At 73.0% G+C, this 26,752-nt stretch carries 24 protein-coding genes and 1 other RNA gene; 7 read left to right on the forward strand and 18 right to left on the reverse strand.

Translation table 11 applies throughout. The annotated features are described in order from the left end of the window. Window positions 1–87: 87 nt before the first annotated feature. The 6 genes from COO58_RS20275 to glnA all read right to left on the reverse strand — a co-directional run bounded on the left by COO58_RS20275 (window position 88) and on the right by glnA (window position 9,772). Window positions 88–3,096 (reverse strand): carbohydrate binding domain-containing protein, encoded by a 3,009-nt coding sequence (locus COO58_RS20275; protein ID WP_098746758.1) that lies wholly within the window; start codon window positions 3,094–3,096, stop codon window positions 88–90. Between the two features lie 202 nt (window positions 3,097–3,298). Next, a complete protein-coding gene (locus COO58_RS20280) occupies window positions 3,299–3,670 on the reverse strand; it encodes a VOC family protein (RefSeq protein ID WP_098746759.1) in 372 nt (123 codons plus the stop codon). 93 nt (window positions 3,671–3,763) lie between these two features. Continuing rightward, a complete protein-coding gene (locus COO58_RS20285) occupies window positions 3,764–7,120 on the reverse strand; it encodes an NACHT domain-containing NTPase (protein WP_098746761.1) in 3,357 nt (1,118 codons plus the stop codon). Window positions 7,121–7,188: 68 nt separating this feature from the next. Next, the gene (locus COO58_RS20290; RefSeq protein WP_091572857.1) at window positions 7,189–7,881 is read right to left on the reverse strand and encodes a YafY family protein; all 693 of its coding nucleotides are present in this window, start codon (window positions 7,879–7,881) and stop codon (window positions 7,189–7,191) included. 33 nt (window positions 7,882–7,914) lie between these two features. Beyond that, window positions 7,915–8,340, reverse strand: a complete 426-nt coding sequence (locus tag COO58_RS20295; protein WP_091572853.1) for a DUF350 domain-containing protein — start codon at window positions 8,338–8,340, stop codon at window positions 7,915–7,917. A gap of 82 nt (window positions 8,341–8,422) precedes the next feature. Continuing rightward, window positions 8,423–9,772, reverse strand: a complete 1,350-nt coding sequence (gene glnA, locus COO58_RS20300) for a type I glutamate--ammonia ligase (RefSeq protein ID WP_091572849.1) — start codon at window positions 9,770–9,772, stop codon at window positions 8,423–8,425. 208 nt (window positions 9,773–9,980) lie between these two features. Here glnA and COO58_RS20305 point away from each other — a divergent pair, with 208 nt between their 5' ends. Beyond that, window positions 9,981–11,741: an NAD+ synthase gene (locus COO58_RS20305; protein WP_098746762.1), complete on the forward strand. Its 1,761-nt coding sequence runs from the start codon at window positions 9,981–9,983 to the stop codon at window positions 11,739–11,741. A gap of 117 nt (window positions 11,742–11,858) precedes the next feature. Continuing rightward, entirely contained in the window at window positions 11,859–12,704 is an 846-nt protein-coding gene (gene panB / locus COO58_RS20310) for a 3-methyl-2-oxobutanoate hydroxymethyltransferase (protein WP_091572840.1), read from the forward strand. 66 nt (window positions 12,705–12,770) lie between these two features. On the opposite strand, the gene npdG is transcribed toward panB, so the two are convergent. From npdG to COO58_RS20330, 4 genes are all read right to left on the reverse strand, one after another. Then, entirely contained in the window at window positions 12,771–13,469 is a 699-nt protein-coding gene (gene npdG, locus COO58_RS20315) for an NADPH-dependent F420 reductase (RefSeq protein WP_091572837.1), read from the reverse strand. Window positions 13,470–13,568: 99 nt separating this feature from the next. Then, complete coding sequence (locus tag COO58_RS20320) at window positions 13,569–15,005, reverse strand: RNB domain-containing ribonuclease (protein WP_091572833.1); 1,437 nt, start codon at window positions 15,003–15,005, stop codon at window positions 13,569–13,571. Window positions 15,006–15,088: 83 nt separating this feature from the next. Then, window positions 15,089–15,790 (reverse strand): histone, encoded by a 702-nt coding sequence (locus COO58_RS20325; protein WP_255292729.1) that lies wholly within the window; start codon window positions 15,788–15,790, stop codon window positions 15,089–15,091. A gap of 77 nt (window positions 15,791–15,867) precedes the next feature. Continuing rightward, window positions 15,868–16,071, reverse strand: coding sequence for a hypothetical protein (locus COO58_RS20330; protein ID WP_098747330.1), 204 nt, complete (start codon window positions 16,069–16,071; stop codon window positions 15,868–15,870). A 367-nt stretch (window positions 16,072–16,438) separates the two neighbouring features. On the opposite strand from COO58_RS20330, the gene COO58_RS20335 reads away from it, so the two are divergent. Beyond that, complete coding sequence (locus tag COO58_RS20335; protein ID WP_091572826.1) at window positions 16,439–16,810, forward strand: hypothetical protein; 372 nt, start codon at window positions 16,439–16,441, stop codon at window positions 16,808–16,810. Further along, window positions 16,807–17,292, forward strand: a complete 486-nt coding sequence (locus COO58_RS20340; RefSeq protein WP_098746766.1) for a roadblock/LC7 domain-containing protein — start codon at window positions 16,807–16,809, stop codon at window positions 17,290–17,292. The genes COO58_RS20335 and COO58_RS20340 overlap by 4 nt, the downstream gene beginning before the upstream one ends. 151 nt (window positions 17,293–17,443) lie before the next feature. Here the strand turns inward: COO58_RS20340 and COO58_RS20345 are convergent, their stop codons facing one another. Beyond that, a complete protein-coding gene (locus tag COO58_RS20345; protein WP_098746767.1) occupies window positions 17,444–18,364 on the reverse strand; it encodes a hypothetical protein in 921 nt (306 codons plus the stop codon). 100 nt (window positions 18,365–18,464) lie between these two features. Here COO58_RS20345 and COO58_RS20350 point away from each other — a divergent pair, with 100 nt between their 5' ends. Next, complete coding sequence (locus COO58_RS20350; RefSeq protein WP_091577133.1) at window positions 18,465–18,695, forward strand: hypothetical protein; 231 nt, start codon at window positions 18,465–18,467, stop codon at window positions 18,693–18,695. 66 nt (window positions 18,696–18,761) lie between these two features. On the opposite strand, the gene rnpB is transcribed toward COO58_RS20350, so the two are convergent. Then, window positions 18,762–19,170: RNase P RNA component class A (gene rnpB / locus COO58_RS20355), an RNA gene on the reverse strand. A 196-nt stretch (window positions 19,171–19,366) separates the two neighbouring features. Here rnpB and COO58_RS20360 point away from each other — a divergent pair. Further along, window positions 19,367–20,128 (forward strand): sulfite exporter TauE/SafE family protein, encoded by a 762-nt coding sequence (locus COO58_RS20360; protein WP_098746769.1) that lies wholly within the window; start codon window positions 19,367–19,369, stop codon window positions 20,126–20,128. A gap of 7 nt (window positions 20,129–20,135) precedes the next feature. Here COO58_RS20360 and COO58_RS20365 read toward each other — a convergent pair whose 3' ends face one another. Beyond that, window positions 20,136–21,359, reverse strand: a complete 1,224-nt coding sequence (locus tag COO58_RS20365; protein ID WP_098746770.1) for an MFS transporter — start codon at window positions 21,357–21,359, stop codon at window positions 20,136–20,138. Window positions 21,360–21,416: 57 nt separating this feature from the next. Between COO58_RS20365 and COO58_RS20370 the strand changes: the two genes are divergently transcribed. Further along, the gene (locus tag COO58_RS20370) at window positions 21,417–21,884 is read left to right on the forward strand and encodes a MarR family winged helix-turn-helix transcriptional regulator (protein WP_098746772.1); all 468 of its coding nucleotides are present in this window, start codon (window positions 21,417–21,419) and stop codon (window positions 21,882–21,884) included. Between the two features lie 59 nt (window positions 21,885–21,943). Here COO58_RS20370 and mctP read toward each other — a convergent pair whose 3' ends face one another. The 5 genes from mctP to COO58_RS20395 form a co-directional block, all read right to left on the reverse strand. Then, complete coding sequence (gene mctP, locus COO58_RS20375; protein WP_091572762.1) at window positions 21,944–23,599, reverse strand: monocarboxylate uptake permease MctP; 1,656 nt, start codon at window positions 23,597–23,599, stop codon at window positions 21,944–21,946. Beyond that, complete coding sequence (locus COO58_RS20380; RefSeq protein WP_091572757.1) at window positions 23,599–23,844, reverse strand: DUF3311 domain-containing protein; 246 nt, start codon at window positions 23,842–23,844, stop codon at window positions 23,599–23,601. Before COO58_RS20380 ends, mctP begins: the two co-directional genes overlap by 1 nt. 134 nt (window positions 23,845–23,978) lie before the next feature. Further along, window positions 23,979–25,127, reverse strand: coding sequence for a bifunctional RNase H/acid phosphatase (locus tag COO58_RS20385; RefSeq protein ID WP_098746773.1), 1,149 nt, complete (start codon window positions 25,125–25,127; stop codon window positions 23,979–23,981). 5 nt (window positions 25,128–25,132) lie between these two features. Beyond that, a complete protein-coding gene (locus COO58_RS20390) occupies window positions 25,133–25,870 on the reverse strand; it encodes a zinc ribbon domain-containing protein (protein ID WP_098746775.1) in 738 nt (245 codons plus the stop codon). After that, window positions 25,867–26,733 (reverse strand): Nif3-like dinuclear metal center hexameric protein, encoded by an 867-nt coding sequence (locus tag COO58_RS20395; protein ID WP_098746776.1) that lies wholly within the window; start codon window positions 26,731–26,733, stop codon window positions 25,867–25,869. The genes COO58_RS20390 and COO58_RS20395 overlap by 4 nt, the downstream gene beginning before the upstream one ends. Window positions 26,734–26,752: the final 19 nt, after the last annotated feature.

Raw genomic sequence — 26,752 nt, forward strand, 5'->3', positions numbered from 1 at the left:
CGGCCGCACCTCCCTCCCGGCCGGCCCCGGCGGGGCCACCCAGGCGAGGGCGGGGTCCGGACACGTCCGGACCCCGCCACGCTGTCGTCAGCGCAGGTACGGCCCGTCCCCGCCGACCTTCCCCGGGGCCGGGTTGCCGGGCAGGTCGAGCACGTAGACCCGCAGGTTGCCCCGGCCGCTGACCGAGGCGGTCAGCGTGCCGTTGGTGACCGAGCGGACGTCGCCGGTGACCGCGTCGGTGTACCGGCCGTTCGGCACGCCGCTGAACGTGGCGCCGCCGGACACGGTGACCAGGGCGAAGCTGTCCACCGCGCCCTGGGTGAAGCGCCGCTTGTACGCCATCGCGCCGCTGACGCCCTCGGTCGAGTACTGCCCCTTCTGCAGCGCCGGCACGGCCCGCCGGATCAGGTTGAGCCGTTGCACGTGCTTCACCAGCGGTTGGCTGAGCGTGGTGGCGACCGCCCCGCTGGCCGAGCCGACCACCCCGAAGTCGGCGGCGGTGACGCTGCCGGCAAGGTGGTCGCCGTAGTAGGCCCGGCCGGTGGTGTCGAGCGGGCAGCTCGGTCCGCAGTCGATCCGGGCGCCCTTGCGGAACTCGATCTCCGAGCCGTAGTAGAGCGTCGGGATGCCGCGGAACGTCCACATCAGGCTCATGTTCTCCGCCCAGGCGTCGGTGCCGCCGGCGTAGCGGGTGGAGGACTTGTTCGGCCCGTAGTCGTGGCTGTCGACGTAGACCACGTTGTAGGTGGCGTCGTTGTAGCTGTCGTCGGAGTCCTTCCCGTTGCCGAACGCGTTGCCGGCGTCGGAGAAGTTCATGTGCATCCGCATGTCGTCCACGTTCATGCCGGAGAACTTCGAGTGGTCCGGCGCGTGGTACGCGTTGCCGCGCAGGAACGCGTTGTCGGTGGTGGGCTGCCCGGACGGGCCGAGCAGCTGCTCGTAGTCGTACTGCTCGATCGCGGCCCGCACGTCGTCGGGGCTGTACTCCCTGCGCTCGGACCAGGTGAAGAACTGGGCGGAGTGGTTGACGGAGCCGCGGTTCCACTTGTCGTTGACGAACGCGGCGACCTCGCCGAAGACGTAGAAGTCCCGGCCCTTCTCGCCGAACCTCGACACGGCGTGCTGCTGGATGGCGGGCAGGAAGCGCCGGTTCCAGGTGACCCGGGGGATGTGCACGGCGGTGTCGATCCGGAAGCCGTCCACCCCCATGTCGATGAACCGGTTGTACGCGTCGATCAGGTAGCGCTGCACCTGCGCGTTCTCGGTGTTGAAGTCGGCCAGGTCCTCGTGCAGCCAACAGCTGCGCGCGTCCTCGCCCTCCCAGTTGCCGATCCAGCACTGGTGGTACCTGTCGGCGGGGAAGAGCCTGCTGGTCGGCGTGGGCCACTGGCACTGGTAGAGGGTGTAGCCCTCGGCGCTGCGCCCGCCGGTCGGCGTACCCCAGTTCAGGCACTGGTTGCCGGCGGGCGCGGCGGACGACCAGACGTCGCCGTTGTACGGTCGGCCCTTGGCCTTGGCGTTCTGCGCCGGGGTGAGCGCCGGGTCGGTGCCGGTGGCCTCGACCATCGGGTCGTAGGCCCGGCCGGCCTGTGGCTGGTCGTAGTACCACTTCCACTGGTCGTCGCGGGTGCCGTAGACGGTGGGCGTGAACAGGCCCTTCGCGCCCCACCGGGAGCTGTGGTTGTAGACCACGTCCTGGAAGATCTTGATGCCCTTGGCGTGCGCGGCGTTGATCAGGTCCTGGTAGGACGCGCCGGCGCTCTCCAGCCGCGGGTCGACCCGGTAGAAGTCCCATCCGTGGTAGCCGTGGTAGTCGTAGTCGGAGCGGTTGAGCACCACCGGCGTGATCCAGATGGCGGAGAACCCGAGCGCCTTGACGTAGTCGAGCTTGTCGACGAGCCCCTTGAAGTCGCCCCGGAACATCGGGTCGTCGTTCGCCGCGTTTCCGGAGGCGACGTGCTGGCTGCCGCCCCGGTTGTTGGTCGGGTCGCCGTCGGCGAACCGCGCGGTCATGACGAAGTAGATGCTGTCCTCGCGCGGGTCGCCGCCGAGTGGCGCGCCGCCGGCCGGCGGGTTGCCGGTGGTCGCGGACGCCGGCGCGCTCGCCGCCGACCGGTTGCCGGCCGCGTCGAGCGCCCGCACCGTCCAGGTGTACGTGGTGGCGGGCCGCAGGTCGTACGCGACGTACCGGGTGGTGGTGCTGGTGACCGTGACGGTGCCCGCGCCCCCGGTGCGGGTCAGCTCGTAGCCGGTGACGGCCCGGTCGTCGGTCGCGGCGGTCCAGCTCAGGGTGACCGCCAGCCCGTCGGCGACGGCGGTGAGCCCGCCCGGCGTGGACGGCGGGCCGGTGTCCGGCACGACCGGCGCGCACGGGTCGGCGGCCCCCGCGGTGACCCGGCCGTTGTCGACGACGCTGCGCCCGACGCCGAGGGTGTAGTCGGCGCCGCCGTTGTTGTCCCAGGTGCCGGCGTTGTTGTTGAACGCGGCGGTGAGCCCGGTGGCGGCGCCGAGGTCGACGATCCGGCGGGCCCAACCGGCGCAGCGCGTCTCCATGGCCACGCCCGGCGCGGTGGTCCAGGTGCCGCCGGTGGGCCGGTAGTGCAGGTTCGCGGTGGACCAGCCGCGCGGGGTGAGGTGGTACCAGACCTCGGCGGTGTTCCCGCCGCCGGTGCTTCCGGTCGGTGTCGGCGTCGGCGTCGGCGGGGGCGTGGCGCAGGGGTCGCCCGCGCCGATCCGCCCGGCGGCGACGGTCACCGTGCCGGCGGCGAGCCGGTAGTTGGCGCCGTTGTTGTTGTCCCAGACGCCGCTGCCGTTGGTGAACACGACCTGGAGGCCGGTGGCCGCACCGAGGTCGACGGTCCGGCGACGCCACCCGGCGCAGGCGGTGTCCATCGGTACGCCGGGCACCGGCGTCCAGGCCTGCCCGTCCACCCCGTAGTGGATGTTGACCGACGCGCCCCAGGCGGCCGGTGGCTGGTAGTAGACGGTGACGGTGTTCGCCGCCGCGGCGGCGGTGAACGGCAGCAGCGCGGCGAGCACGCCGGCGGCGAGCGCGAGCGCTCCCCACCGGCGGCGGGTGGTGGTGGTGCCCCTCATGGCGCTCTCCTGACACCCCCGCCCCGCACGACGGGCGCAAGGGGATGAAGGCGTTGCAAGAACTTGCGACGCGTGGTGCCAGGAAGTTACCAGCTTCGATCCGCGGAAACCAGAGGTTCACAATCGACGATGCGCGCAACCACTTGCACCCACCGCAACGCCTTGCTCCCGGCTGGCCCGCCGGCCGGGAGCAAGGGTGCGGTCAGCCGGCGGCCGGCGGGGTGAAGACGCCGAGCAGGTTGCCGGACGGGTCGCGCAGGCGGGCGTGCGTCAGCCCACTCGGCGTCGTGACCGGCGGCGCGAGCACCGTGCCGCCCGCCGACTCGGCGCGGCGGCAGGTCTCCGCCACGTCGGTCACCTGCGCGTAGAAGACCGCGTAGTTGTCGGCGGCGGAGTCGGTGCCCCGGATCGCGCCGCCGATCCCCGGCTCCCCGCCGGCCGCCGTCTGCCGGTACGACCCACCCGGGCCGCCCTGTTCCTCGAAGGTCCAGCCGAACATCTCGGCGTAGAACCGCTGCGCCTCGTCCGGCCGGTCGGAGCCGATCTCGAACCAGGTCACGGGTGTGCTGGACATGCTGCCTCCTGTCGTCGCGCCGGCCGTCCGGCCGGCGTCGTCAGAAGTCAGCCTGAGCGGCCGCCGCGACACCGTCCTGTCGGTGTTTCGGAATCACACCGCCACGTCACCGCCGGACAACGCCCGTCCGGTGGACGGTCGTGGCGGCACGGGAGCCAGCACCAGCGGTCGGATCCGATCGACGAGATCCGGGCGGCGTCCGACGAACAGCCGGGCGAGCCGGTCGGCCTCCGCCGGGCTGAGGTGGAACTCGTCGATCCCCAGTTCGGTGAGGCGGACCACCGCCTCCACCGCCAACTCCTCGGTGTACGCGCTCCACGAGCCCTGGTCGGCGTGCAACGTTCGCCCCACGATGCGGGCGACCTGACGGGTCTCCGGGTCGTCGGCGCCGATCAGCGCGAGGCAACAGCGGAGGAAGGCGCCGGCGGCCCGGTCCCCGGCCGTCGGCACGAACTCGAGACTGCTCAGCACCGCGATCGCGGCGGCCCGGGTCACGAGGCGATCGGCGGCGAGCCGGTCCAGCAGCACCACCGCCATGTCGACCTCGTCCCGCTCGTCCGAGCCGTGGAAGGCGATCACCAGCGACGCGACCACGCGATAGTGTGCCGCCCGGTCCGCGGGCCCGAGGCCCGGCATCCCCAGGACCGTCGTCACGAGCATGCGGCCCACCGACAGTTGCCCTGTGTCGCCACCACGTACCACCCAGGCGAACCCCGGTGGGAACATCTCCACCAGCGGCTCCAGCGCGTGCTGGACCGCGTCACCGGCGACGCCACACTCGAAGTTGGCCACCGAACGCAGGAAGGCGGCGTCCGGCCCGGACTCCACCTGCAACCAGTTCGACTCCGACGACGAGGTGGGCCGGAACGTCCACCCGAGGTCCACGTCCGGCGGTCTCCATCCCTCCGGAGCGAGGCTCAGGCCGATCTCCCGGCGCCGGCCGTCGCCCCGCCGGTCCAGCGCGACGGCGTTCACCAGACTCCGGTACTCGCCCTCGGCGAGCTGCGAGCGCCAGAGCAGTGCCTGGCGCGTCCAGGGCACCCGGACGTCCGGCTCCGCCGGATAGAGCTGACCGCCGGACAGCTCCTCGACCGCGCAGAGCGCCAGCACGAGCAGGTTCGCACTGTAGACGGCGTGCCGTTCGGGCACCGACAGCGCCCGGGGCCGGTACGAGGCGAACGTCCGCCCGGGCCGTCCGTGGTGCACGCTCTGGAACAGGCGCAGCAGCACGTCGAGGATGCCCGCCGCGTGATCGCCCGGAGACGACCGGAGAGCCTCGACGAGGAACGCGACGACCGGCGCCCGCCCGGTCAGGGTCGCGAACGACAGCAGCGCGTGCAGTGGATCGTCGTCGACCGACGCGCTCCGCAACATGGTCGTCGCCGCCTCCCGGGCAGCCAACTCCTCCAGCACGAGCGCGGTCGTCCGGGCGACCAGGAACTCGCCGAACGTGGCGTGCAGGAACTCGTACGTCTCCGTCCGCTGGTCCCCGCGCAGCGCCTGCGTCCGGTGGACGAAGAAGAAGCGCCCCAGCACGATCTCCGCGGCCCGCAACGGCACCCGGAGGCTGCCGTCGGCGCGCGCCTGCGGCGCCCCGCCCGCCAGGAACGCGAGCTCGCCGAGGTCCGCCTCCAACTCCTCCTCGGTGACCCACTGCACGCCCCGGTTGAACATCGCGAAGGCCACCACGGCCAGCCGGCGCAGCTCCGCCTCGGTGGCGCGGGACAACTCCCGCTCGGACAGCCCCTCCCGGTGCTTGACCACCTCACGCCGGGCGAAGCTACGCAGCAGCTTCTCGTACAGCTCACCCCGGCCGAGCGTGCCGGCCGACCGCAGGTCGTTGCCGTCGGCGGCGTAGAGGGCGAGCATGAGCAACAGCAGTGGCTGCCCGGCCAGCTCGCGGTGGGTCAGCACGGCCGCCGGATCCAGCGGCGGCACGCCGAGCACCGCGAAACCGTCGGAGTTGGCCGCGTTCCAGGTGGTCACCCAGCGGGCGACCCGTGCCGGGTCGAACGGCTCCAGCCGGAGCGCGACGGTCCCCGGCGGCGGCTTCGCCCGGTCGGCCACACTGGTCCGGCTCGTGACCAGCACCGCCACCGGTCGCCCCTGATCCACCTCGCGCTGCTGGAACTGGGCCACCTTGAGCAGGTAGTCCGTCTGGGTCACGCCGGTGGCCTGGAGCAGTTCGTCGAAGCCGTCCAGCAGCACCACCGGCAGGGCGTCGCCGGCCGACCGCGCCAGCTTGGGCCATGCCAACCGCTCCCCGGTGGCGTCCCGCACGGCCTGCTCGATCTGATCCTGAAGGTCCGCCTCCAACCGGACCTCCCGCAGCACCACGCGGACGACCAGGAAGTCACGGGCCGGCAGCTGGGCCGCGAGGACCCGGGTCAGCACGGACTTGCCGGAACCGGGCTGACCCAGCACCAGCAACGGCGCGTGAACCGCCTGGGGGGAGGTGAGATGCCCGATCAGGAACTGGACGAGATCCTCGCGGGCCGGCTGCACCGCCCACCACGACTCGTCGCTCGGCCGCGACTGCTCGCCCAGTGCGGCCACCCGGTACGAGGGCGGCACGTACGCGACGCCGAGCGCCGGGACCCGGAGACCGTCCGGCACCTCACCCGAGTTGATGATCGGCCGGTCGAGCTGCGCGCGGTACGAGCGGGCCAACGCCTCCCGCCAGTCGCTGGGCGTGCCGCCGGTGGCCATCGCCGCCAACGTCTCGCGCAGCTCGACCAGCCCGACCGCGAGCTGGCGTACCTCTCCGCGGGTCGCCTCGTGCTCGTGCAACCCGGCCCAGAACGCGACCTCCGGGAAATCCGCCGCCAAGGCGGTGAGCAGATCACGATGGCGCTCGACCGCGAACTCCGGTAACCGCTCCAGCGCCTGCCGCAGCGACTGCTTCTCCCCGTCGGTCAGCCGTTCGCCCACGGCCAGCCCGTCGACGAAGTCCGCGACCCGCCCGACCAGAAGCACGTAGTGGTTCCGCAGCAATTCCCGCAGCCTCGCATAGGGCACCTCGGGCGCGGGGAGCGGCGCCGGGACCTCGAAGAGGACCCGTGCGACGGACCGCCTGCTCTCCGGCCCCGCCCCTGCCAGGGTCAGCTGCTCGGACCGACGCAGCTCCAGGTCGGCGAAGTCGAAGGGCAGGTCCGCCTCGGCCAGCGCCTCGAAGAACGCGGTCACCGCGATCACCGCGTGCGCGGCCTCCAACCGCTGCGTGCGCCCGTACCGGGACAGCCCGGAGCGCTTCTCGGACGCGACCCGTACCACTTCGTGGCCGAGCCGGACGAACTCCGCCTTGGCGTCGAAGAGGCCGAGCAGCGCCGGCACCGGCACCGACGCGGCCAGCAGCACTCCCCCGGTCAGCTTGTCGAACCAGTCGACGACCTTGCTCTTCTCCCCGCCCAACAGGCGTACGGCATCGGCGTAGCTGAGCGTGTCGGGCACGCGTGTTCCTCCCCCGGGGCGGCAGACCCGCCAGCCTCCCCCATCCGGACCGGAAACGCTGTCGGGTTTCAGACCAGGGTGAGCGGGCGGACCCGGTCGACCGGGAGGTCGAGGTCGTCGGGGCGCAGCTCCCGGGTCACCGGCTCGGCCAGCGGGTGCACCGAACGGATGCGGTCGGTGCGGAAACACCGCAGCCCGTCGCGCAGCCGGCACCAGGCGACCAGGTACCAGTGCGTCGCGTTGCCCAGGTAGGCCAGCGGCTCCACGTCGCGCGCCGAGTCGGCGCCGTCGCGGTCGGCGTACCGCAGGCGCAGCACGCGCCCGGCGGCGACCGCGTCGGCGACGGCGGCCGGGACGGGGGTGCCCGGCCCGTCGCCCACCAGGTGCACCCGGCCGGCGAGCCGGTGCGCCTCGGCCACCGCGGCGGGCGGCATCACCGCGACCAGCTTGCGCAGCGCGGCCCCGGCCGCCGAGGCGAACGGGGAGCCACCGAGGCGGTGCAGCGCGACGGCCATCGCCACCGCCTCGGCCGGGGTCAGGTTGACCGGCGGCAGCGTGCGCGCCCGGTCGACCACGTAGCCGCCGGTGCGGCCCGGCTCGGCCCAGATCGGCACCCCGGCGCCCTGCAACGCGCTGATGTCGCGCTCGACGGTGCGGGTGCTGACCTCGAAGCGGTGGGCCAGCCAGCGCGCGCTGCGCGGGCGCGGCGACACCGCCCGCAGCTCCTCGACCAGGGCGTAGAGACGGTCGGTGCGGTTCACCTCCCGGACGCTATGCCCCGGGTCCGACAACCGTCAGGCGATGCAGGCGCAGACGATCAGCGCGGCGCCGAAGTGGGTGGCGGCGCTGACCCGGGCCGCCGGGTGCGGCTCGTCGGCGGCGATGACGTCACCGAGCTTGCCCGGGGTGAGCAGGTCCAGCACCAGGAACGCCAGCGCCATCACCAGCAGACCGACCAGCCCGAAGATCACCGTGGAGGCCAGCCCCTTGGCGAAGGAGCTGTAGCTGGTCAGCACGGCGGTGAACACGATGCCGGCGATGCCGAGCTGGTTGGCGGCGAGCAGCAGCGCCGCGTTGCCGTTGCGGCGCGTCCAGATCAGCTCCCGCAGCTTTCCCGGCGTGAGCAGGTCGACCAGCAGGAACCCGGCGGCCATCAGGCCCACCCCGACGACCCCGAACACGATGCTCTGCCACGCCCCGTTGAGCAGGTCTCCCAGCACCGAACGCCCTCCCCGGCTCCGTTCGCCCGGCGCGGGTGCGCGGGCGGTGCCGCAGACGATAGCGGCACCGCGCCACGGTGATCTAGAGCGAGAGGTAGTGCTGCCGCTCGTAGGGGGTGACCTCGCGGCGGTACTGCTCCCACTCGGCCCGCTTGTTGCGCAGGAAGAAGTCGAAGACGTGCTCGCCGAGCACCTCGGCGACCAGCTCGGAACCGGCCATCACGTCGATCGCCTCGGACAGGTTCTCCGGCAGCGCCTCGTAGCCCATGGCGCGGCGCTCGGCGCTGCTCAGCGACCAGACGTCGTCCTCGGCGCCCGGGGGCAGCTCGTAGCCCTCCTCGATGCCCTTGAGGCCGGCGCCGAGCATCACCGCGAACGCCAGGTAGGGGTTGGTCGCCGAGTCCAGCGACCGCACCTCGACCCGGGCCGAGTTCGGCTTGCCGTAGGCCGGGACCCGGACCAGCGCGGAGCGGTTCAGGTGACCCCAGCAGACGTACGCCGGGCTCTCGGTGATCCGGTCCGGCAGGGCCTGCGGGAACAGCCGCTTGTAGGAGTTGACCCACTGGTTGGTGACCGCGGTGTATTCCCGGGCGTGGGTGAGCAGCCCGGCGATGAACGACTTGGCGACCTTGGACAGCTTCATCGGGTCGCCGGCGTCGTGGAACGCGTTGCGCTCCCCCTCGAACAGCGACAGGTGGGTGTGCATGCCGCTGCCCGGCTGGTCGGTGAACGGCTTCGGCATGAAGCTGGCCTGCACCCCGGTGGAGAGCGCCACCTCCTTCACCACGTGCCGGAACGTCATGATGTTGTCGGCGGTGGTGAGCGCGTCGGCGTAGCGCAGGTCGATCTCCTGCTGACCCGGGGCGACCTCGTGGTGGCTGAACTCCACCGAGATGCCGATCCGCTCCAGCGCCAGCACGGCCTGGCGGCGGAAGTCCCGGGCGACGGCGTGCGTGGTGTGCTCGAAGTAGCCGCCGGTGTCCACCGGGACGGGCACCGAGCCGTCCTGCGGGCCGTTCTCCAGCAAAAAGAACTCGATCTCGGGGTGGGTGTAGAAGGTGAAGCCCTTGTCGGCCGCCCGGGAGAGCATCCGGCGCAGCACGTGGCGCGGGTCGGCCCAGGACGGGCTGCCGTCGGGCAGCAGGATGTCGCAGAACATCCGCGCGCTCTCGCCGCTGACCCCGCCCTCGAACGGGAACACCTGGAACGTGGTCGGGTCGGGCATGGCCACCATGTCCGACTCGAAGACCCGGGCGAAGCCCTCGATGGCGGAGCCGTCGAAGCCGATGCCCTCCTCGAAGGCCGCCTCCAGCTCCGCCGGGGCCACCGAGACGCTCTTCAGCGTGCCGAGCACGTCGGTGAACCACAGCCGGACGAAACGGATGTCCCGCTCCTCCAGCGTACGGAGGACGAACTCCTGCTGACGGTCCACATCCACCCCTCGTGACACGTACGTCCTGCACCGGTCGGGCCGGCCCGGCTGACCGCTCAGTCTTCACCGGCCTCGTTACGCCGACGTTACGCCCTTCCCCGGCGGGTCGTCCTGCCGTGTCCCGCCCCGGGGGACGCCGGGCGGGCGGTGGCCCGCGTCTCCCACGACCGGCGGGACTGGGGCGGGACGACTGGGGGAAGATGGGGACATGCCCACCCTGCGTCTCGCCCTGTGCCAGGTCAACCCGACGGTCGGCGACCTCACCGGAAACGCCGAGCGGGTCCGCGCGTGGACCCGCAAGGCCGCCGACTCCGGCGCCCAGCTGGCCCTCTTCCCCGAGCTGATGGTGACCGGCTACCCGGTCGAGGACCTGGTCTTCCGCCGGTCCTTCGTCGCCGCGTCCCGGGCCGCGCTGCACCGGCTCGCCGCCGACCTGGCCGCCGACGGACTCGGCGACCTGCCGGTCCTGGTCGGCTACCTGGACGCGGACGGGCCGCCGCAGGTCAGCTCCGACGCCGAGCCGGGCCGGGGGGCCCGCAACGCGGCGGCGCTGCTGCACCGCGGCGAGGTGGTGGCCACCTACTTCAAGCACCACCTGCCCAACTACGGGGTGTTCGACGAGGACCGCTACTTCGTCCCCGGCGACACGCTGACCGTGGTGCGCGTCGGCGGGGTCGACGTGGCGCTGACCATCTGCGAGGACCTGTGGCAGGCCGGCGGCCCGTTCGCGGTGGCCCGGCAGGCCGGCGTCGGGCTGGTGCTGAGCATCAACGGGTCGCCGTACGAGCTGAACAAGGACGACGCGCGGCTGCCGCTGGTGCGCCGGCGCGCCGCCGAGGCGGGCGCGGCGATCGCGTACGTGAACATGGTCGGCGGCCAGGACGAGCTGGTCTACGACGGCGACTCGCTGATCGTGGACGCCGACGGGACGCTGCTGGCCCGGGCGCCGCAGTTCGTCGAGCACCTGCTGGTGCACGACGTGGAGCTGCCCGCCGCGCCGGAGGCGACCGGCGGCGCCACCGACCTGGCCGACGGGATGCGGCTGGTCCGCCACGATGTCTCCGGCATCCCGGCCGAGCCGACGGGTGAGGCGGCGACCGGCGGGATCATCGAGCCGGTCGCCGACGAGGCCGAGGTGTGGCAGGCGCTGGTGCTGGGGCTGCGCGACTACGTGGACAAGAACCGCTTCCCCTCGGTGGTGCTCGGCCTCTCCGGCGGCATCGACTCGGCGGTGGCGGCGGCCCTCGCGGTGGACGCGCTCGGCCCGCAGCGGGTGGTCGGCGTCTCGATGCCCAGCCAGCACTCCTCCGAGCACTCCCGCACCGACGCCGAGGACCTGGCCAAGCGGACCGGCCTCGACTACCGCGTCGAGCCGATCCAGCCGATGGTGGACACGTTCCTGGCCAACATGTCGCTGTCCGGCGTGGCGGTGGAGAACCTCCAGGCCCGGGTGCGCGGCGTGATCCTGATGGCGCTGTCGAACCAGGAGGGCCACCTGGTCCTCACCACCGGCAACAAGAGCGAGCTGGCGGTGGGCTACTCGACGCTCTACGGCGACTCGGTGGGCGGCTACAACCCGGTCAAGGACGTGTGGAAGACGCTGGTCTGGCGGCTGGCGAAGTGGCGCAACGCGGACGCGGCCCGGCGCGGGGAGACCCCGCCGATCCCGGAGAACTCGATCGGCAAGCCGCCGTCGGCCGAGTTGAGCCCCGGCCAGCTCGACAGCGACACGCTGCCCGACTACGACGTGCTCGACCCGATCCTGATCGGCTACGTCGACGGCGACCTGGGCCGCGACGGCCTGATCGAGTCCGGCCACGACCCGGCGGTGGTGGACAAGGTGCTGCGGATGGTGGATACCGCCGAGTACAAGCGGCGGCAGTCCGCGCCCGGCACCAAGATCTCCATGAAGGCGTTCGGGCGGGACCGGCGACTGCCGATCACCAACCGCTGGCGCGAGGACGGCTGAGCGGGCCTCGGCCGGGAGTGAATTCCTCCACTCCGACCTGCCCCCGACCGGCCGCCCGGTGCGACGATCGCGGGGAACCCGGGGACCGCGCGCGCGGCCTCGAGGAAGGAGATTGTCATGGTGGAGTCCACCCCGACCGAGGTGACCGCCCTCTACGGCGGGCCGGCCACCCGGCGGATCCGCACCCGTGACCTGATCGCCGCCAAGGAGCGCGGCGAGCGGTGGGCCATGCTCACCTCGTACGACCAGTACACCGCCTCGATCTTCGACCAGGCGGGGATCCCGGTGCTGCTGGTCGGCGACTCGGCGGCGAACAACGTCTTCGGCTACGAGACCACGCTGCCGGTCACCGCCGAGGAGCTGCTGCCGCTGGTCCGCGCCGTGGTGCGGGCCACGAGGCACTCGCTGATCGTCGGCGACCTGCCCTTCGGCTCCTACGAGGAGGGGCCGGCGCAGGCGCTGCGCACCGCGGTGCGGTTCATGAAGGAGGGCGGCTGCCACGCGGTGAAGCTGGAGGGCGGCCGGCGCTGCGCCGCCCAGATCGAGGCGATCGTCGGGGCCGGCATCCCGGTGATGGCGCACATCGGCTTCACCCCGCAGAGCGAGCACACGCTCGGCGGCTACCGCGTGCAGGGCCGGGGCGACACCGCCGAGGAGGTGCTCGCCGACGCGCGGGCGGTGGCCGAGGCGGGCGCGTTCGCGGTGGTGCTGGAGATGGTGCCGGGCGAGGTGGCCAAGCGCGTCACCGGCGAGCTGCGCATCCCCACCGTCGGCATCGGCGCCGGCCCGGACACCGACGGTCAGGTGCTGGTCTGGCAGGACATGGCCGGGCTGCGCACCGGCCGGGCGCCCCGGTTCGTCAAGCGTTACGCCGACCTGGCCGGCGCGCTCACCGACGCCACCCGCCGGTTCGCCGACGAGGTACGCGGCGGCGAGTTCCCCGCCCCCGAACACACCTTCTGAGGTGTAAGGAAGGGCCCCTTCTTAACGCCTGGCGTAGAGGAGGGGCCCCTTCTTAACAAGCGCCGCTCAGAGATCCGTGACCCGGATGCCGGCGTGCGCCTTGTAGCGCTTGTTGATCGCGATCAGGTTCGCGGTGAACGCCTCGATCTGGTGGGCGTTGCGCAGCCGGCCGGCGTAGATGCCGCGCATCCCGGGGATCCGGGCGGCCAACGCGGCGACCACGCCCACCAGGTCCCGGTCCTCGGTGCAGATCAGCACGTCGAGGTCGATCCGGTCGACCTCCGGGTCGGCCAGCAGCGGCGCGCTGACGTGGTTGAACGCGGCGCAGACCCGGGAGTCGGGCAGCAGCGCGGCGGCCTGCTGCACGGCGCTGCCCTCGGCCACGGTGAGCGCGTACGGGCCCTGCTTGTCGAAGCCGAGCGGGTTGACGCAGTCCACGACGATCTTGCCAGCCAGCGGCTCGGCGAGCGCGGCGACGGTGGCGGCGTGCCCGTCCCACGGCACCGCCACGATCACCACGTCGCTGCGCCGGGCGACCTCGTCGTTGTCGGCACCGGTGACCGTCGCGCCGGCCGGCATCCCGGGCAGGGCGGCGATCTCGGCGGCGGCCTGGGCGGCCCGGTCGGCGGCGCGGGAGCCGATCAGCACGGTCTGCCCGGCCCGGGCGAACCGGTAGGCGAGTCCCCGCCCCTGGTCGCCGGTGCCACCGATGATGCCGACGGTCAGCCCGGAGACGTCGGGCAGCGTGGTCGCGTCGTAAGCCATGCGGTCATCCTCGCAAAGGGTGCCCGGCGTCGGCGCGTCGAGGCGCTGTGACAATCCCCGCCCCGGTCGCCGGGTCGGGTGCGGGACATCCACCGCCGGTCAGGCGCGTTCGAAGGCGACCTTGCGCTCCACCGGGTCAGCCACGGTCAGCCGGACCCGGACGCGCTCTCCCAGCGGCAGGTCGCCGACGCAGCGGGCCCGCACCGGCGGCTCGTCCAGCGCGACAGTGCCGCCGGGCGGCCGGCCGGCGCGGCCGTTGCCCGCCGGGCGCGGCTCGTCCACGTCCAGCACCGCCGCCTCGAACGTCTCCCCCACCCGGTGCGCCAGCAGCACCGCCTCGGCCAGCTCGATCGCGCCCCGGGTGGCCGCGCCGGCGGTACGGTCGGTCGTCGCCATCACCTCCGGCAGCTTCGGCAACGCGGCCCGGACGTGCTCGGGCACCTCCCGGCCCTCGTGCAGGGCCAGGCACGCCTCGGTGGCGTAGCGGTCGGCGAGCCGGCGCAGCGGCGCGGTGACGTGCGCGTACGCGGCGGCCACCCCGCCGTGCTCGGGCTGCTCGGGCACCGCACCGTCGAAGGCGGTGTACGCGGCCCCGCGCATCAGCTCGGCGGCCTGGTCGACGAAGGCGGCGGCCCGGGGTCGCGACGCGTCCAGCCCGGCGAGCACCTGACCGACCGGGACACCGTCCGGCCACGGCACGCCGAGCGGGCCGGCGGCGGTCCGCAGCCGCTCGACCGCCTCCGCGCGGGGACGCGGCATCGTCCGCAGCAGCCCGATCCGGCCGGCGAGCATGATGTCGGCGGCGGCCATGCCGGTCAGCAGCGAGATCTGGGCGTTGTGTTCCTCCATCGCGCCGGGGCCGCGCAGCACCAGCCGCCAGCCGTCGCCGTCGGGCTCGACGTCCTGCTCGGGCAGCGGCAGATTGATCGCGCCCCGGTGCAGACCACGGGTGGTGAGCAGGGCCCCGATCTCGGGCAGCAGGGCGATCGGCTCGGGCAGCCGGCCGGCGTCGGCGTCGCGTTGCACCCCGCCGTAGTCGAGCTTCGCCCGGCTGCGCACCAGGGCCCGTTCCAGGGTGACCGCGACCGTGCCACCGTCGGCGTCCAGGTCGATGGTCCAGAGCACCGCGGCCCGGTCGGCGTCGGGCAGCAGGCTGGCCGCCCCCTCGCTGAGCGTGTGCGGGTGCAGCGGCACGTTGCCGTCCGGCAGGTAGACCGTCTGGCCCCGGCGCCACGTCTCCGCCTCCAGCTCACCGCGGGGGCGTACGTGGGTGAACACGTCGGCGATCGCGTACCGCACGCGGTAGCCGCCACCGGGACGGCGGGCGAGGTGCATCGCCTGGTCGAGGTCGCGCGAGGTCGCCGGGTCGACCGTGACGAACGGGACGTCGGTGCGGTCGGCGACGGCCGGCGGCGGCGCGGCCGCCGCCGTGTCGGCCTCGCGCTGCGCCGCGGCCGGGAAGCTCTCGGGCAGTCCCAGCTCGCGGCGCAGCGCGCCGAAGTCGATGCGGGGCGCCAGTACGCGTCGGATCACCACGCGGTCAATCCTGACAGCGCCCCGCACGTTCCGCTCACCGGCGCGACGGCGTCAGCTCCCGCCGCGCGGGTGAGCGGTCGGGGTCAGGCCCGGCGGGCCGGGGCCTTGCGGGCGGTGGTGGTCCGCTTGGCCGTGGTGGTCTTGCGGGCCGGCGCCTTCTTGGCCGCCGTGGTCTTCTTGGCGGCGGTGGTCTTGCGCGCGGTGGTGGTCTTCTTCGCCGGGGCCTTCTTGGCCGCCGTCTTGCGCGCCGCGGGGCGCGTCGAGGCGGTGGTCTTCTTGGCCGGCGCCTTCTTCGCGGCGGTGGTCTTCTTCGCCGGCGCCTTCTTCGCGGTGGTCGTCCGGGCGGTGGTCGTCTTCCGGGCCGCCGTGGTCTTCGTGGCCGCCGTGGTCTTCCTCGCCGCGGTGGTCTTCTTCGCCGCCGTCGTGGTCTTCTTCGCGGGCGCCTTCTTCGCCGCCGTCTTCTTCGCGGTGGCCTTCTTGGCCGGCGCGCTCTTGGCGGTGGTCCTCGTGGCCGGCGCCGTCCGACCGGCGGTCTTCTTGGCCGCGGTCTTCTTGGCGGTCGTCCTGGCTGCCGTGGCCCTGGTGGCCGGCGCCTTGCGCGCCGCCGACACGACCTTCTTGGCGGCGGCCTTCTTCGCCACCGCCTTCTTCGCCGGCGTCCGTCCGGCGCCGGCGCCCGAGGCGTTCGGCGACGCCTTGGTGACCGTCGTCGTCCTGCCCGCGGTGGTCCTCTTCGCGGTCGTCCGTTTCGCGGCCGGGCGGGTGGCCTGCTGTGCTTCGGCCATCTCGGTTCCCTTTCCTGGGGACGTGCTCTCGCCCTCGCGGAGCACGGATCACCTCGACGCGGGCCCTCCCGCGCCGTCTAGCGGCCCTCCCCGGCCCAACGGGCGTCCTCGGCATCCCACGCTTCGTTACGCTCCCGCACCTGCTGCAGGGCGTTCTCCGCGTCGGCGGCTGAGGCGTACGGTCCGAGAACGTGCTTCGCGGGGCACACGTCGGCATCGGTCTCGACCCGGTGGTGTCGCGTGCACCAGTAGTAGTGCCCACCACTTCCGTCGTCGCTCATGCGATCACTGTGCACCGGGAACCGCCCGGCCGCCACCGGAACGCCACAAATAGTCGTCGCCCTCTCCACATTAGACCTGGTCGTGGCGGTCGCGACGGGGAACGACGGAAGACGGGGTACGCGGGACGACACGTCCCCGCTCTAGCAGCAGGAGGCAGGATCGACCATCCGACGGTGAGTCCCACTTACGGGACCGGCGGCCGAGCCGGGGGCTCCGCTTCGGTGGATCATCGCCCGAGCCGGTGCCGGGCGGACGGCGTTGTGCAAGCCTCGACGGAGCATATTCGCGGGAGACGTCGGCTGTCAGCCCCGCCGGACACCGCGAGCGGGCCCGCCGGCGCATCCCGTCAGACCTGGGGAGAGAACCGTGGGCAATCTTGACGTCGCGTTGAAGAACGCGATGAGCATCGACGGGGCGATCGGAGCCGCGCTCGTCGACTACACCAGTGGCATGACCCTCGGCGTGGCCGGGGGCACCGGCGAGATCGACCTGACCGTCGCCGCCGCCGGCAACACCGACGTGGTCCGGGCCAAGCTGCGCACCATCGAGATGCTGAAGCTCGACGACGAGATCGAGGACATCCTCATCACGCTCGGCAGCCAGTACCACCTGATCCGGCCACTGAGCAACCGCACCGGCAAGGGACTGTTCCTCTACCTGATGGTGAGCAAGAGCCGGGCCAACCTCGCGATGGCCCGGCATCAGCTGCGCGTGATCGAGGAGACCCTGGAGCTGTGAGCCGGGTGGACGACCTCCCCCGCCGTACGCCGGCCCGGGCCGGCGCGCTGCCACCCCCGCGCACGCTGCCGCCCTCGCTGGCCGGCAACCCGACCCTGCCGTACCCGGCCATCGGGCAGGAGCTGTCGGCGCTGCGGCTGCAGATCCCCGGGGTGCACGGCTGTGTCCTCGGCGGCGTCGACGGGCTGCTCGTCACGCACAACCTGCAGAACGGCGCCGACCCGGACGACCTGGCGGCGCTGGCCGCCACCATGTTCGGGCTGGGCCGGCAGGTCGGATTCCGGCTGGGCCAGGGCGACTTCCAGCAGTCCACCGTGCGCAACGAGGGCGGCTATCTCAGCGTCTACGCGGTGAGCCCGCAGGCCCTGCTCGCCGTGGTCGGCACGGACAGCATCAACGTGGCGCGGCTGCACCTGCACGCCCCGACCACCGCGGCCCGCCTGGCCGACCTGCTCGACGGCGTCACCCCGACCACGACCTGACCGGCGCCGGTCGCGCCGGCCCCAGCGGTCGGCGCGACCGGCGCCGGCCCGTACCCGTGCCCTCGCCCGGAGGGGGACCGACGGTCGGCGATCCCGCCGGGGCGGACGGACCTCGGTCCTCGCCGCCTGTCGAGCTGATATCACCGACGACTCAGGCCGCGACCCGCACCCGACCGTCCGCGTCACCCGCCGCCCGCTGCCGGGCGGCCATTCCCCGGCAGCGGCCGAGCAGGGCGAGCGTGACCAGCACCAGCGCGAAGCCGGCGAACTCGTGGTCGAGCAGCCAGAAGAACTGCACCACGACCAACTGCAGCACCAGGGCGGACGTGAGCGCCCCGAGCGCGGACGCCCGCCGGCCCGCCGCCCACCGGATCAGCCCGACGGCGGTGACGAGCAGCGCGGCGACCGCCGCCGCCAGGTGGGCGCCGCGCCACAGCCCTGGCTCACGGGACAACAGCACCAGCGGCCGGCCCAGCGAGAACACCGCGAGCAGCCCGACCGCCACCACGGTGGCGCGGTCCAGCGCGGGCGTCCGAGTCGTTCCCGACATCAGCTCGACAGGGGTACGCAGGCGGTCCGGCCACCGGAAGCCCGGCCGGTGGACGCCACCCGCCGCCACCGCGTACGCCAGGGCCTGGGCCGCGTTGGCCCGCCGTTCCCGCTCGGTGGGCGGCCGACGGCCCACCACGAGGAGCACGAACACGCAGGCGGCGAGGAACGTGGCGTGGATCAGCGCGGCGACCGGCTCGTAGAAGTAGTCGTGGTCCCGGGTCACGAACTTCCCCACCTCGTCGATGAACAGCCCGAAGCCCACGCCGGCCAGCACCGCGGCGGCGGTACGCACCGCCCGGCCCAGGAAGAGCATCGGGAGCAGGTGCGCGACGAGCATGCCGAGCCCACCCCAGAGCAGGTGCGCCACGTGCAGGTCGCCGGAGCCGAGCTGCGGGAAGCCGGTGGCCGCCAGGTAGAGCCGGGTCACCGCCACGGTGAGCACGGCGGCGACCAGGAAGAGCCGGAACCGGCGTACGCCGTCGGCGTCCCGGAGCGGGCGGCGCGGTCTGGGCAGGCTCATGCCTCCGATCCTGCGCGGCGGGCACGCCGTCCGACATCCGGCGCAGCACCCATGATCCCCCTAGGGAGGGCCACGTCCCGGGTTCGTCATGCTGTCCTCCATGGGCCACCGTGACGACCGGGAGTCCGACGTGCGCCGGCTCCTCGACGAACTCTGCGTCAAGCTGGGCTTCTGCCTGCCACCGGAGGAGAGGCGCCGGCTCCGCGAGTCGCCTCCGGGTGGGGTGGACGGCTTCACCGACGCGATCTTCGAGGCCGAGGGGATGAGCGGCGGCGAGCACCCGGACCTCCGTCGTCAGGTACGAGAGGTCGTCGAGCGGCACATCGGTTGATGGGAGGGACTGGCGGTCACGTCCGAGAAGGGCGGTAGCGATGCGATCTCCGGGGCGACAGGGCGACGGACGAGTCGACCTGTACGCCGGATTCTGTGCCCGGCGCGTCCGAGAACGCGCCGGCGGCGGCCATCCATCTAGGCCTGCCGTCGCCGGCAGGCTCCAGCGGCCTACCCGCAGACATCGGACGGGCAGCCCTCAAGCGTCTGCGCGGGTCGTCATCTTGCGGTGACGGCCCTTTCTTGGCCTTGCTCCGGGTGGGGTTTACCGAGCCACCCCGGTCACCCGGGGTGCTGGTGGGCTCTTACCCCACCGTTTCACCCTTACCGTCCCGTGACGGGCCGGCGGTCTGTTTTCTGTGGCACTGTCCCGCGGGTCACCCCGGGTTGCCGTTAGCAACCACCCTGCCCTGTGGAGTCCGGACGTTCCTCGGCGACGGGCCGGAGCCCGTCGACGCGACCGCCCGGTCGACTCGTCCGTCGCGCTCTCATCCTAACGACGCACCCGTCACGCGCATTTCCGGCCCGGGCGCGACGGCGGACCGCGAGTTCACCGAGGTTGCGGCAACGCGGGACGTGGACACAGCCGCGGGACCTCGGCCGGGACCCTGGCGCAACCCGAGCCCGAACCAGGCAGGCGACCCGGCCCGGGGCGTACTAGCCTCGGAGATCATGGATCTCTCCGACGCCGCGCTGCTGCTCGCCGCCGGCCTCGCCGCGGGCACGGTGAACGCGGTCGCCGGCGGCGGCTCGCTGATCACGTTCCCGGCGCTGATCGCGAGCGGCCTGCCGCCGGTGCCGGCCAACGTCACCAACTCCGTGTCCGTCTTCCCGGGCTACCTGGCCAGCGTGGCGGGCAGCCGGGCGGACCTGCCGCGCGGCCGGGCCCTGTGGTCGCTGCTGCCGACCGCCGCGGTGGGCACGGTGGTCGGTTGCGTGCTGCTGCTGGCCACCCCGGCCCGCGCGTTCGAGCTGGTGGTGCCGTTCCTGGTGCTGGGCGCGACGGCGGTGCTGGCGTTCCAGGACCCGCTGCGCCGGCTGGTGGGTCATCCGGCGCAGCTGAGCCCGCGCCGCCGTACGGTCACCGTGCAGGTCATGGTCGCGGTCGGCGCGGTGTACGGCGGCTACTTCGGCGCGGCGCTCGGGGTGATGCTGGTGGCCGGGTTGGCCCTGGTGCTGGACGCCACGCTGGCCCGGGTGACGGCGGTGAAGAACCTGCTGTCGGCCGTGGTGGGGCTGACCACGCTGGTGGTGTTCGCCCTGTTCGGCCCGGTGAACTGGGTGGCCGTCGCGGTGGTCGCGCCGGCCACCCTGGTCGGGGGGTACGCGGGCGCCCGGCTGGCCCGCCGGCTTCCGGCGGTGGTGCTGAAGACGGTCATCGTGCTGTTCGGCACGACCATCGGCCTCTACCTGCTGTGGCGCGCGCTGACCTGACGGTCGGTCAGTACGCCTCCCCCACCGGCTCCTCCGGGGCGTGCTCGGCGGTGCGGGCGGCCCGGTTCCACACCACCCGCTCGCCGTAGCCGGCGGCCATCAGGTGGCCGAAGCCGAGGTAGACCAGCACGCCGACGGCGAGCACCCCGAAGCCGACCCAGAACGGCAGCGCCAGGCCGTGTTCGGCCAGCTTGCCGGAGATGATCGGGGCGGGCGCCGCGGCGCCCCAGCGGACCAGGTTGAACGCGCCGGTGGCGATGCGGCGGTCGGCGGAGCCGAGGCCGAGCGCCAGGTCGGTGAGGTTGGCGTTGGCCAGGCCCATGAACAGGCCGGCGACGACCAGGACGACGAGCGACATGGCGGTGCCGGTGCTGGTGGCGAACAGCACCATGCAGGCCAGCAGGCCGACGATGGCCACACCGACGGTCTGCACCGCGCCGATGCGGTGGGCCAGCCGGTGCCCGATCAGCAGGATGCCGGCGGCGAGGCCGAGGCCCCAGCCGGTGAACGCCAGGCCCAGCGGGATGACGTCGAGGCGCAGGAACAGCGGCGTGTAGCCGAGCACCACGAAGAAGACGAAGTTGTACGCGGCGGTGACCACGCAGAGCGTGATGAACGCCGGCCGGCGGTAGGTGGCGAAGATCTGGCCCACGCGTACCGGAGCCTGCTTGTTCGTGGGTTCGCGGAGCTTGCGGGCGGCGACGCCGAGCGCGAGGACCATGAACACGCCGCAGACGAAGAACGGCAGCCGCCAGCTCACCTCGCCGAGCAGACCGCCGATGAGCGGGCCGACGGCGAAGCCGAGGCCGAGCGCGGTCTCGAAGAGGCCGACCACCCACTCCCGGTCGTTGGCGAGGTTGACCAGCACCACCATGGCGGTGGCGAAGAACATCGCGTTGCCCAGGCCCCAGACGCCGCGCAGCACGGAGAGCTGGACGATGTCGTTGCTGAACGAGGCGAGAATGGCGGCCAGGCCGACCACCGAGACGCCGGTGATCAGCACCGGTTTGAAGCCGAACTTTCCGCTGGCCAGGGTGGCCGGGATCATGCCGACGGCCATGACCGCGATGTACGCGGTGAAGAGCAGCTCGACCTGCCAGGCGGTGACGCCGATCGCCTCGCCGATGGCGGGCAGGATCGGGTCCACCACGGCGATGCCGGCGATGGCGAGGAACGCCACGAGCGTGGTGGCGTAGATGGCACTGCGGTTGGGCTCGGATCGGCGATCCACTCCGCAACCTCCCCAGATAGCTGTATCGTACAGGTAATTTCCTTGTATCATACAGCTATGAGCGACGACGCCCACGCGAAAGAGGTCACACTCGGCCGGATCGAATCCGAGGTCGCGCTGCTGATGCGACTGGGCGAGGCGACCCGGCGGGGCACCGGCACCATGGAGCACCGGCTGCTCGACCGCGCCGCGTACGTGATCCTGCGCCACCTCGACCAGGCCGGGCCGCAGAACGTCTCGGCGCTGGCCGCCCGGCTCAACCTGGACGGGTCCACGGTCACCCGGCAGGTCTCCGCGCTCCAGCGCGACGGCCTGATCGCGCGTACCCCCGACCCGGCCGACGGGCGCGGCACGGTGATCTCCGCGACGGCGGCCGGGCTCCAGCGGATGGCGGCCGTGCGGGCCGCCCGCACCCGGCTCTACGGCGAGATGCTGGCCTCCTGGTCCGAGGCGGACCGGGACACCCTGGCGGAGCTGCTGCACCGCCTCAACGAGGCGCTCGACGCGCGAAACCGCCGCCGCTGAGGCGGTTGTTAAGAGGGGCCCCCTCCTCTACGGAATGCGTTAAGAGGGGGCCCCTCCTTTCATGCGACCGGCTCGCGCGCGGAGTCGGCGCTGTCGGCGGAGGTGGTGACCCGCGGGTCCCCCTCGTCGGCGAAGTAGTCGTCCGGCGTGGTGCCGTCCGGCCCGTCGGCCACCTTCGCCGCCCGCAGCACCAGCGTGCCCAGCGCGGCCACCACCAGGTTCACCAGCACCGCCACGATCCCCACGTAGATCGTCTTCTTGGTGTCGAAGCCGAACTCGGAGAGCGGGAAGGCCGACCCGGCGAAGTGCTTCTTCCCGGTCGCTGGGTTGCCGATCTGGTAGAGCATCCACATGCCCAGGCCCATGCCGGCCACCCAGCCGGCGATCAGCGCGCCCCGGTGGAACCAGCGGGTGTAGAGGCCCAGCGCCACCGCCGGCAGCGTCTGCAGGATGATCACGCCGCCGATGAGCTGGAGGTCGATGGAGAACTGCGGGTCGAGGAAGACGATGCAGGCCACCGCGCCGACCTTCACCACCAGCGAGGTGATCTTCGAGACGTTGGCCTCCTGGGCCGGCGTCGCGTCCCGCTTCAGGTACTCCTTGTAGATGTTGCGGGTGAACAGGTTCGCCGCCGCGATCGACATGATCGCCGCCGGCACCAGCGCGCCGATGCCGATGGCCGCGTACGCCACACCGGCGAACCAGTCCGGGAACTGCTGGTCGAACAGCAGCGGCACCACCGTGTTGCCGTCGACGCTGCCCTCCTTCGCGCCGGGCAACGGCTTCACGTTCGCCGCGATGGCCATGTAGCCGAGCAGCGCGATCAGCCCGAGCAACAGGCTGTACGCCGGCAGCGCGGACATGTTCCGCTTGATCACGTCCCGGTTCCGGCTGGCCAGCACGCCGGTGATGCTGTGCGGGTAGAGGAAGAGCGCCAGCGCCGAGCCGAACGCCAGCGTCACGTACTGGAGCTGGTTGTTGGCGTTGAGCAGGATGCCGTCGTTGGGATTGTTGGCCGTGCCCTGGAACTTGGCGTCCGCGGCGTCGAAGATGCTGCCCCAGCCGCCCAGCTTGTAGGGCAGGTAGACGACCGCCACCAGGATCACCACGTAGATCAGCGAGTCCTTGACGAAGGCGATCAGCGCCGGCGCGCGCAGCCCGGACTGGTAGGTGTAGGCGGCCAGGATGGCGAACGCGATGATGATCGGCAGGTGCCGGGCCAGCGCGCTGTCGCCGGTGACGCCCATGGTCTTGAGCACCGCCTCGATGCCGACCAGTTGCAGCGCGATGTACGGCATGGTGGCGACGATGCCGGTGATCGCCACCAGCAGCGCCAGGATCGGCGAGCCGAACCGGTTGCGCACGAAGTCGGCCGGGGTGACGAAGCCGTGCCGGTGCGAGACCGACCAGAGCCGGCAGAGCACCAGGAACACCAGCGGGTAGATCACGATCGTGTACGGCACGGCGAAGAAGCCGGCCGCGCCCGCCCCGAAGATCAGCGCCGGCACCGCCACGAACGTGTACGCGGTGTAGAGGTCACCGCCGACCAGGAACCAGGTGATCCAGCCGCCGAAGCTGCGCCCGCCCAGACCCCACTCGTCGAGGTGGGCCATGTCCTGCGGTCGCCGCCACCGGGCCGCCACGAAACCCATGGCGCTGACCAGGAGGAACAGCAGCGAGAAGACGATGATCTCGGTGAGGTGGTCGCGCCACATCAGCGGTCACCCCGCTTCTTCTTGGTCATCTGGTAGACCAGCGTGGTGGTGCCGACGCCCAGCAGGATCCAGGCCAGTTGCAGCCAGTAGAAGCGCGGGAACCCGAACAGCCGGGGCGAGTCCGCGTTGAAGAAGGCCGGGATCAGCGGCACCACGATCGGGATGAAGAGCAACCAGTTCCAGGGACTCTTGTCCTTCGCCCTGGATCGCGCCGTGTCCAGCGCCTCCGGTTCCGGTGTGGCCATGTGACACCCTCCGGGCAGTCGTAGCGGGCCATGTGACGGCCGGAGGCTACGACCCTGTGAGCGCGGTCACGTTCGACAGACCGACGCCGATGCGCCGAGCGGCCGCCGGCGTGCGCCGAACGGCCGCCCGGGGCTCAGAGGTTCCGCAGGTGCGCGGTGTCGTTGACGAGGCGGACCGCGACGCCGCCGTCCGGGTACAGGTCGAGGACCGAGACGCCCGCGGTGTCCAGGTAGAGCCGGTGCAGGAACGCGTCGCCGGCGGCGAGGGCGTCGCGCAGCACCAGCTTGATCGGCGAGACGTGGGAGACGACCACCACGGTCTCCCCCGGGTACGCCGACCGCAGCCGGTCCACCGCGCGTCCGGTCCGCTCGGCGACCTGGGTGAACGACTCGCCCTGCGGCGGAGCGACCCGGGTCGAGGCGAGCCACGCGTCCAGTTCGCCCGGCCAGCCCTGGCGTACCTCGGCGAAGGTGCGTCCCTCCCAGATCCCGAAGTCGCACTCGATCAGGTCGTCGTCGGTGCGTACCGGTGGGTCGCCGACCCGCGCGGCGACCGCCTCGGCGGTGGCCACACACCGGGACAGCGGCGAGCTGACCACGGCCGCGACGGACGGCGCCAGCTCGGCCACCCGGGCGGCGGTGGCCGCGGCCTGCGCCCGCCCGCGCTCGGTCAGCGGCACGTCGCCCCGGCCGGAGTAGCGCTTCTGCACGGTGCGCTCGGTCTCCCCGTGCCGCACCAGGATCAGCCGGGTGCCCTCCTCGGTCGGGCGGGGCTCCCAGGAGGCGGGGGTGGTGGCCGGGTCGGTGCCGGTGGCCCGGGCCACCGTCGCGGCGGGCGGCGGCGTCGCCGCGGCCTCGGCCGGCGCGCCGGCGGCCGCCGCGTCCATCGCCGCGTTGGCCAGGGCGTCGGCGTGCCGGTTGCGCTCGCGGGGCACCCAGACGAAGCGTACGGCGGCGAACCGGCCGACCAGCCCGGCGGCCTGGGCCGCGAGCGGGCGCAGCCCGGGGTGCTTGATCTGCCAGCGGCCGCACATCTGCTCGACCACGAGCTTGGAGTCCATCCGCGCCTCGACCTCGACCGCGCCCAGCTCGGCGGCGGCCTCCAGCCCCGCGATCAGGCCCCGGTACTCGGCCACGTTGTTCGTCGCCGTGCCGATCGACGCCGACCGCTCGGCCAGCACCTCGCCGGTCTCCGGGTCCCGGACCACCGCGCCGTAGCCGGCCGGCCCCGGGTTGCCCCGGGAACCGCCGTCGGCCTCGATCACGACCGCGCGCACCGCCACGGCGGCTACAGCCCCGACTCGTTCGTCCGGACCATGATCCGGCGGCACTCCTCGCAGCGGACCACGTCGTCCGGGTCGGCCTTGCGGATGCGGGCCAGGTCGGCGCCGGAGAGCTCCAGCCGGCAGCCGCCGCAGCGGCCCCCGGTGAGCAGCGCCGCGCCCAGCCCGGTGTCCTCGCGGATCTTGTCGTAGAGGGTGACCAGGTCCGGCGGCAGGTCACCGGCGAGCGGCTGGCGGGAGGTGCGCTTGAACTCCTCCTCCTTGGCGATCTCGGCCAGCGCGTCGTCGCGGCGCTGCTCGGCCGCGGCCCGGCGCTCCCGGGCGTCGGCGATCCGGCCCTCGATGCCGTCGAGCACGCCCTGCGCGGTCTCCCGCTGCTCCATCAGCTCCAGCTCGGCGTCCTCCAGGTCGCTCTGCCGGCGGTTGAGCGAGACCAGCTCGTGCTGGAGCGCCTCCAGCTCCCGGGCCGGGCCGCTGCCCGAGGCCAGCCGGGCCTCGTCCTTGCTCTTGCGCGCCCGCACCTGGTCGACGTCCTTCTCCAGCCGGGCGATGTCCCGGTCCAGGTCGTCGACGGCCACCTGGGCGCGGACCCGCTCGTCCTCCAGCGCGGACAGCTCCCGCGCGAGCGCCTCCAGCTCGGCCCGCTCCGGCAGGCTCCGGCGGCGGTGCGCGAGCTGGGCCAGGGTGGTGTCGATCGCCTGCAGGTCGAGCAGGCGACGCTGCACCTTCGGGTCAGCCTTCACGGTCGGGGCTCCTTGTCGTCCGGTCGGGGCGCGGCGGCGTGCACGGTCCACGGGTCGGTGTCCAGGTCGGACACCACGGCCTCGACGCCCAGCTCGTCCCGCAGGTGGGCGGCCAGGTCGTCCAGCCAGGGTCGTTCGGTCGCCCAGTGGGCGGCGTCCAGCAGGGCCGGGCCGCCGGCGGCGAGGTGCTCGCCGGCCGGATGGTGGCGCAGGTCCGCGGTGAGGAACGCGTCCACCCCGGCCGCGGTCGCCTCGGCGAGGAAGCTGTCCCCCGAGCCACCGCTGACGGCGAGGGTACGAACCATACGCCCGGGATCACCCGCGGCGCGAACTCCCCAGGCGGTGACCGGGAGCACCTCGGCGGCCCGCCGGGTCAGCTCGGCGAGGGTCGTCGGGGCGGGCAGCTCGCCGATGCGGCCGATGCCCCGGCCGGGCCCGTCGGCGGGCGAACCGGGGCGGGGCGGGTGCAGCGGGCGCAGCCCGGTCAGCCCGAACCGGGCGGCCAGGGCGTCGGACACCCCGGGGGCGGCCACGTCGGCGTTGGTGTGCGCCACGTACAGGGCGACGTCGGCCTTGATCAACCGGTGCACGATCCGGCCCTTGTACGTGGTCGCGGCCACCGACGAGACGCCGCGCAGCAGCAGCGGGTGGTGCGCGACGATCATGTCGGCGCCGGCGGCGAGCGCCTCGTCGACCGTTTCGGGGACCACGTCGACCACGCAGGCGACGCGGCGCACCGGGTGGTCGGGCTCGCCCAGCACCAGGCCGACCCGGTCCCACTCCTCGGCCCAGGCCGGCGGGTAGCGGCGGTCCAGGGCGGCCACCACGTCGGCGACGGTGGGCGGCGATCCGGTTGTGCTCACGGCGGGCCAGCTTACCGGC

This window comes from Micromonospora sp. WMMA1996, from assembly GCF_002573675.1.
Taxonomy (GTDB): domain Bacteria; phylum Actinomycetota; class Actinomycetes; order Mycobacteriales; family Micromonosporaceae; genus Micromonospora; species Micromonospora sediminicola.

Excerpts from the sequence above, each read along its gene's own strand:
- COO58_RS20275 (WP_098746758.1), bottom strand. The coding sequence starts at position 3,096 with ATGAGGGGCACCACCACCACCCGCCGCCGGTGGGGAGCGCTCGCGCTC.
- COO58_RS20280 (WP_098746759.1), bottom strand. The coding sequence starts at position 3,670 with ATGTCCAGCACACCCGTGACCTGGTTCGAGATCGGCTCCGACCGGCCG.
- COO58_RS20305 (WP_098746762.1), top strand. The coding sequence starts at position 9,981 with ATGCCCACCCTGCGTCTCGCCCTGTGCCAGGTCAACCCGACGGTCGGC.
- panB (WP_091572840.1), top strand. The coding sequence starts at position 11,859 with ATGGTGGAGTCCACCCCGACCGAGGTGACCGCCCTCTACGGCGGGCCG.
- npdG (WP_091572837.1), bottom strand. The coding sequence starts at position 13,469 with ATGGCTTACGACGCGACCACGCTGCCCGACGTCTCCGGGCTGACCGTC.
- COO58_RS20325 (WP_255292729.1), bottom strand. The coding sequence starts at position 15,790 with ATGGCCGAAGCACAGCAGGCCACCCGCCCGGCCGCGAAACGGACGACC.
- COO58_RS20330 (WP_098747330.1), bottom strand. The coding sequence starts at position 16,071 with ATGAGCGACGACGGAAGTGGTGGGCACTACTACTGGTGCACGCGACAC.
- COO58_RS20345 (WP_098746767.1), bottom strand. The coding sequence starts at position 18,364 with ATGAGCCTGCCCAGACCGCGCCGCCCGCTCCGGGACGCCGACGGCGTA.
- COO58_RS20350 (WP_091577133.1), top strand. The coding sequence starts at position 18,465 with ATGGGCCACCGTGACGACCGGGAGTCCGACGTGCGCCGGCTCCTCGAC.
- COO58_RS20360 (WP_098746769.1), top strand. The coding sequence starts at position 19,367 with ATGGATCTCTCCGACGCCGCGCTGCTGCTCGCCGCCGGCCTCGCCGCG.
- COO58_RS20370 (WP_098746772.1), top strand. The coding sequence starts at position 21,417 with ATGAGCGACGACGCCCACGCGAAAGAGGTCACACTCGGCCGGATCGAA.
- mctP (WP_091572762.1), bottom strand. The coding sequence starts at position 23,599 with ATGTGGCGCGACCACCTCACCGAGATCATCGTCTTCTCGCTGCTGTTC.
- COO58_RS20380 (WP_091572757.1), bottom strand. The coding sequence starts at position 23,844 with ATGGCCACACCGGAACCGGAGGCGCTGGACACGGCGCGATCCAGGGCG.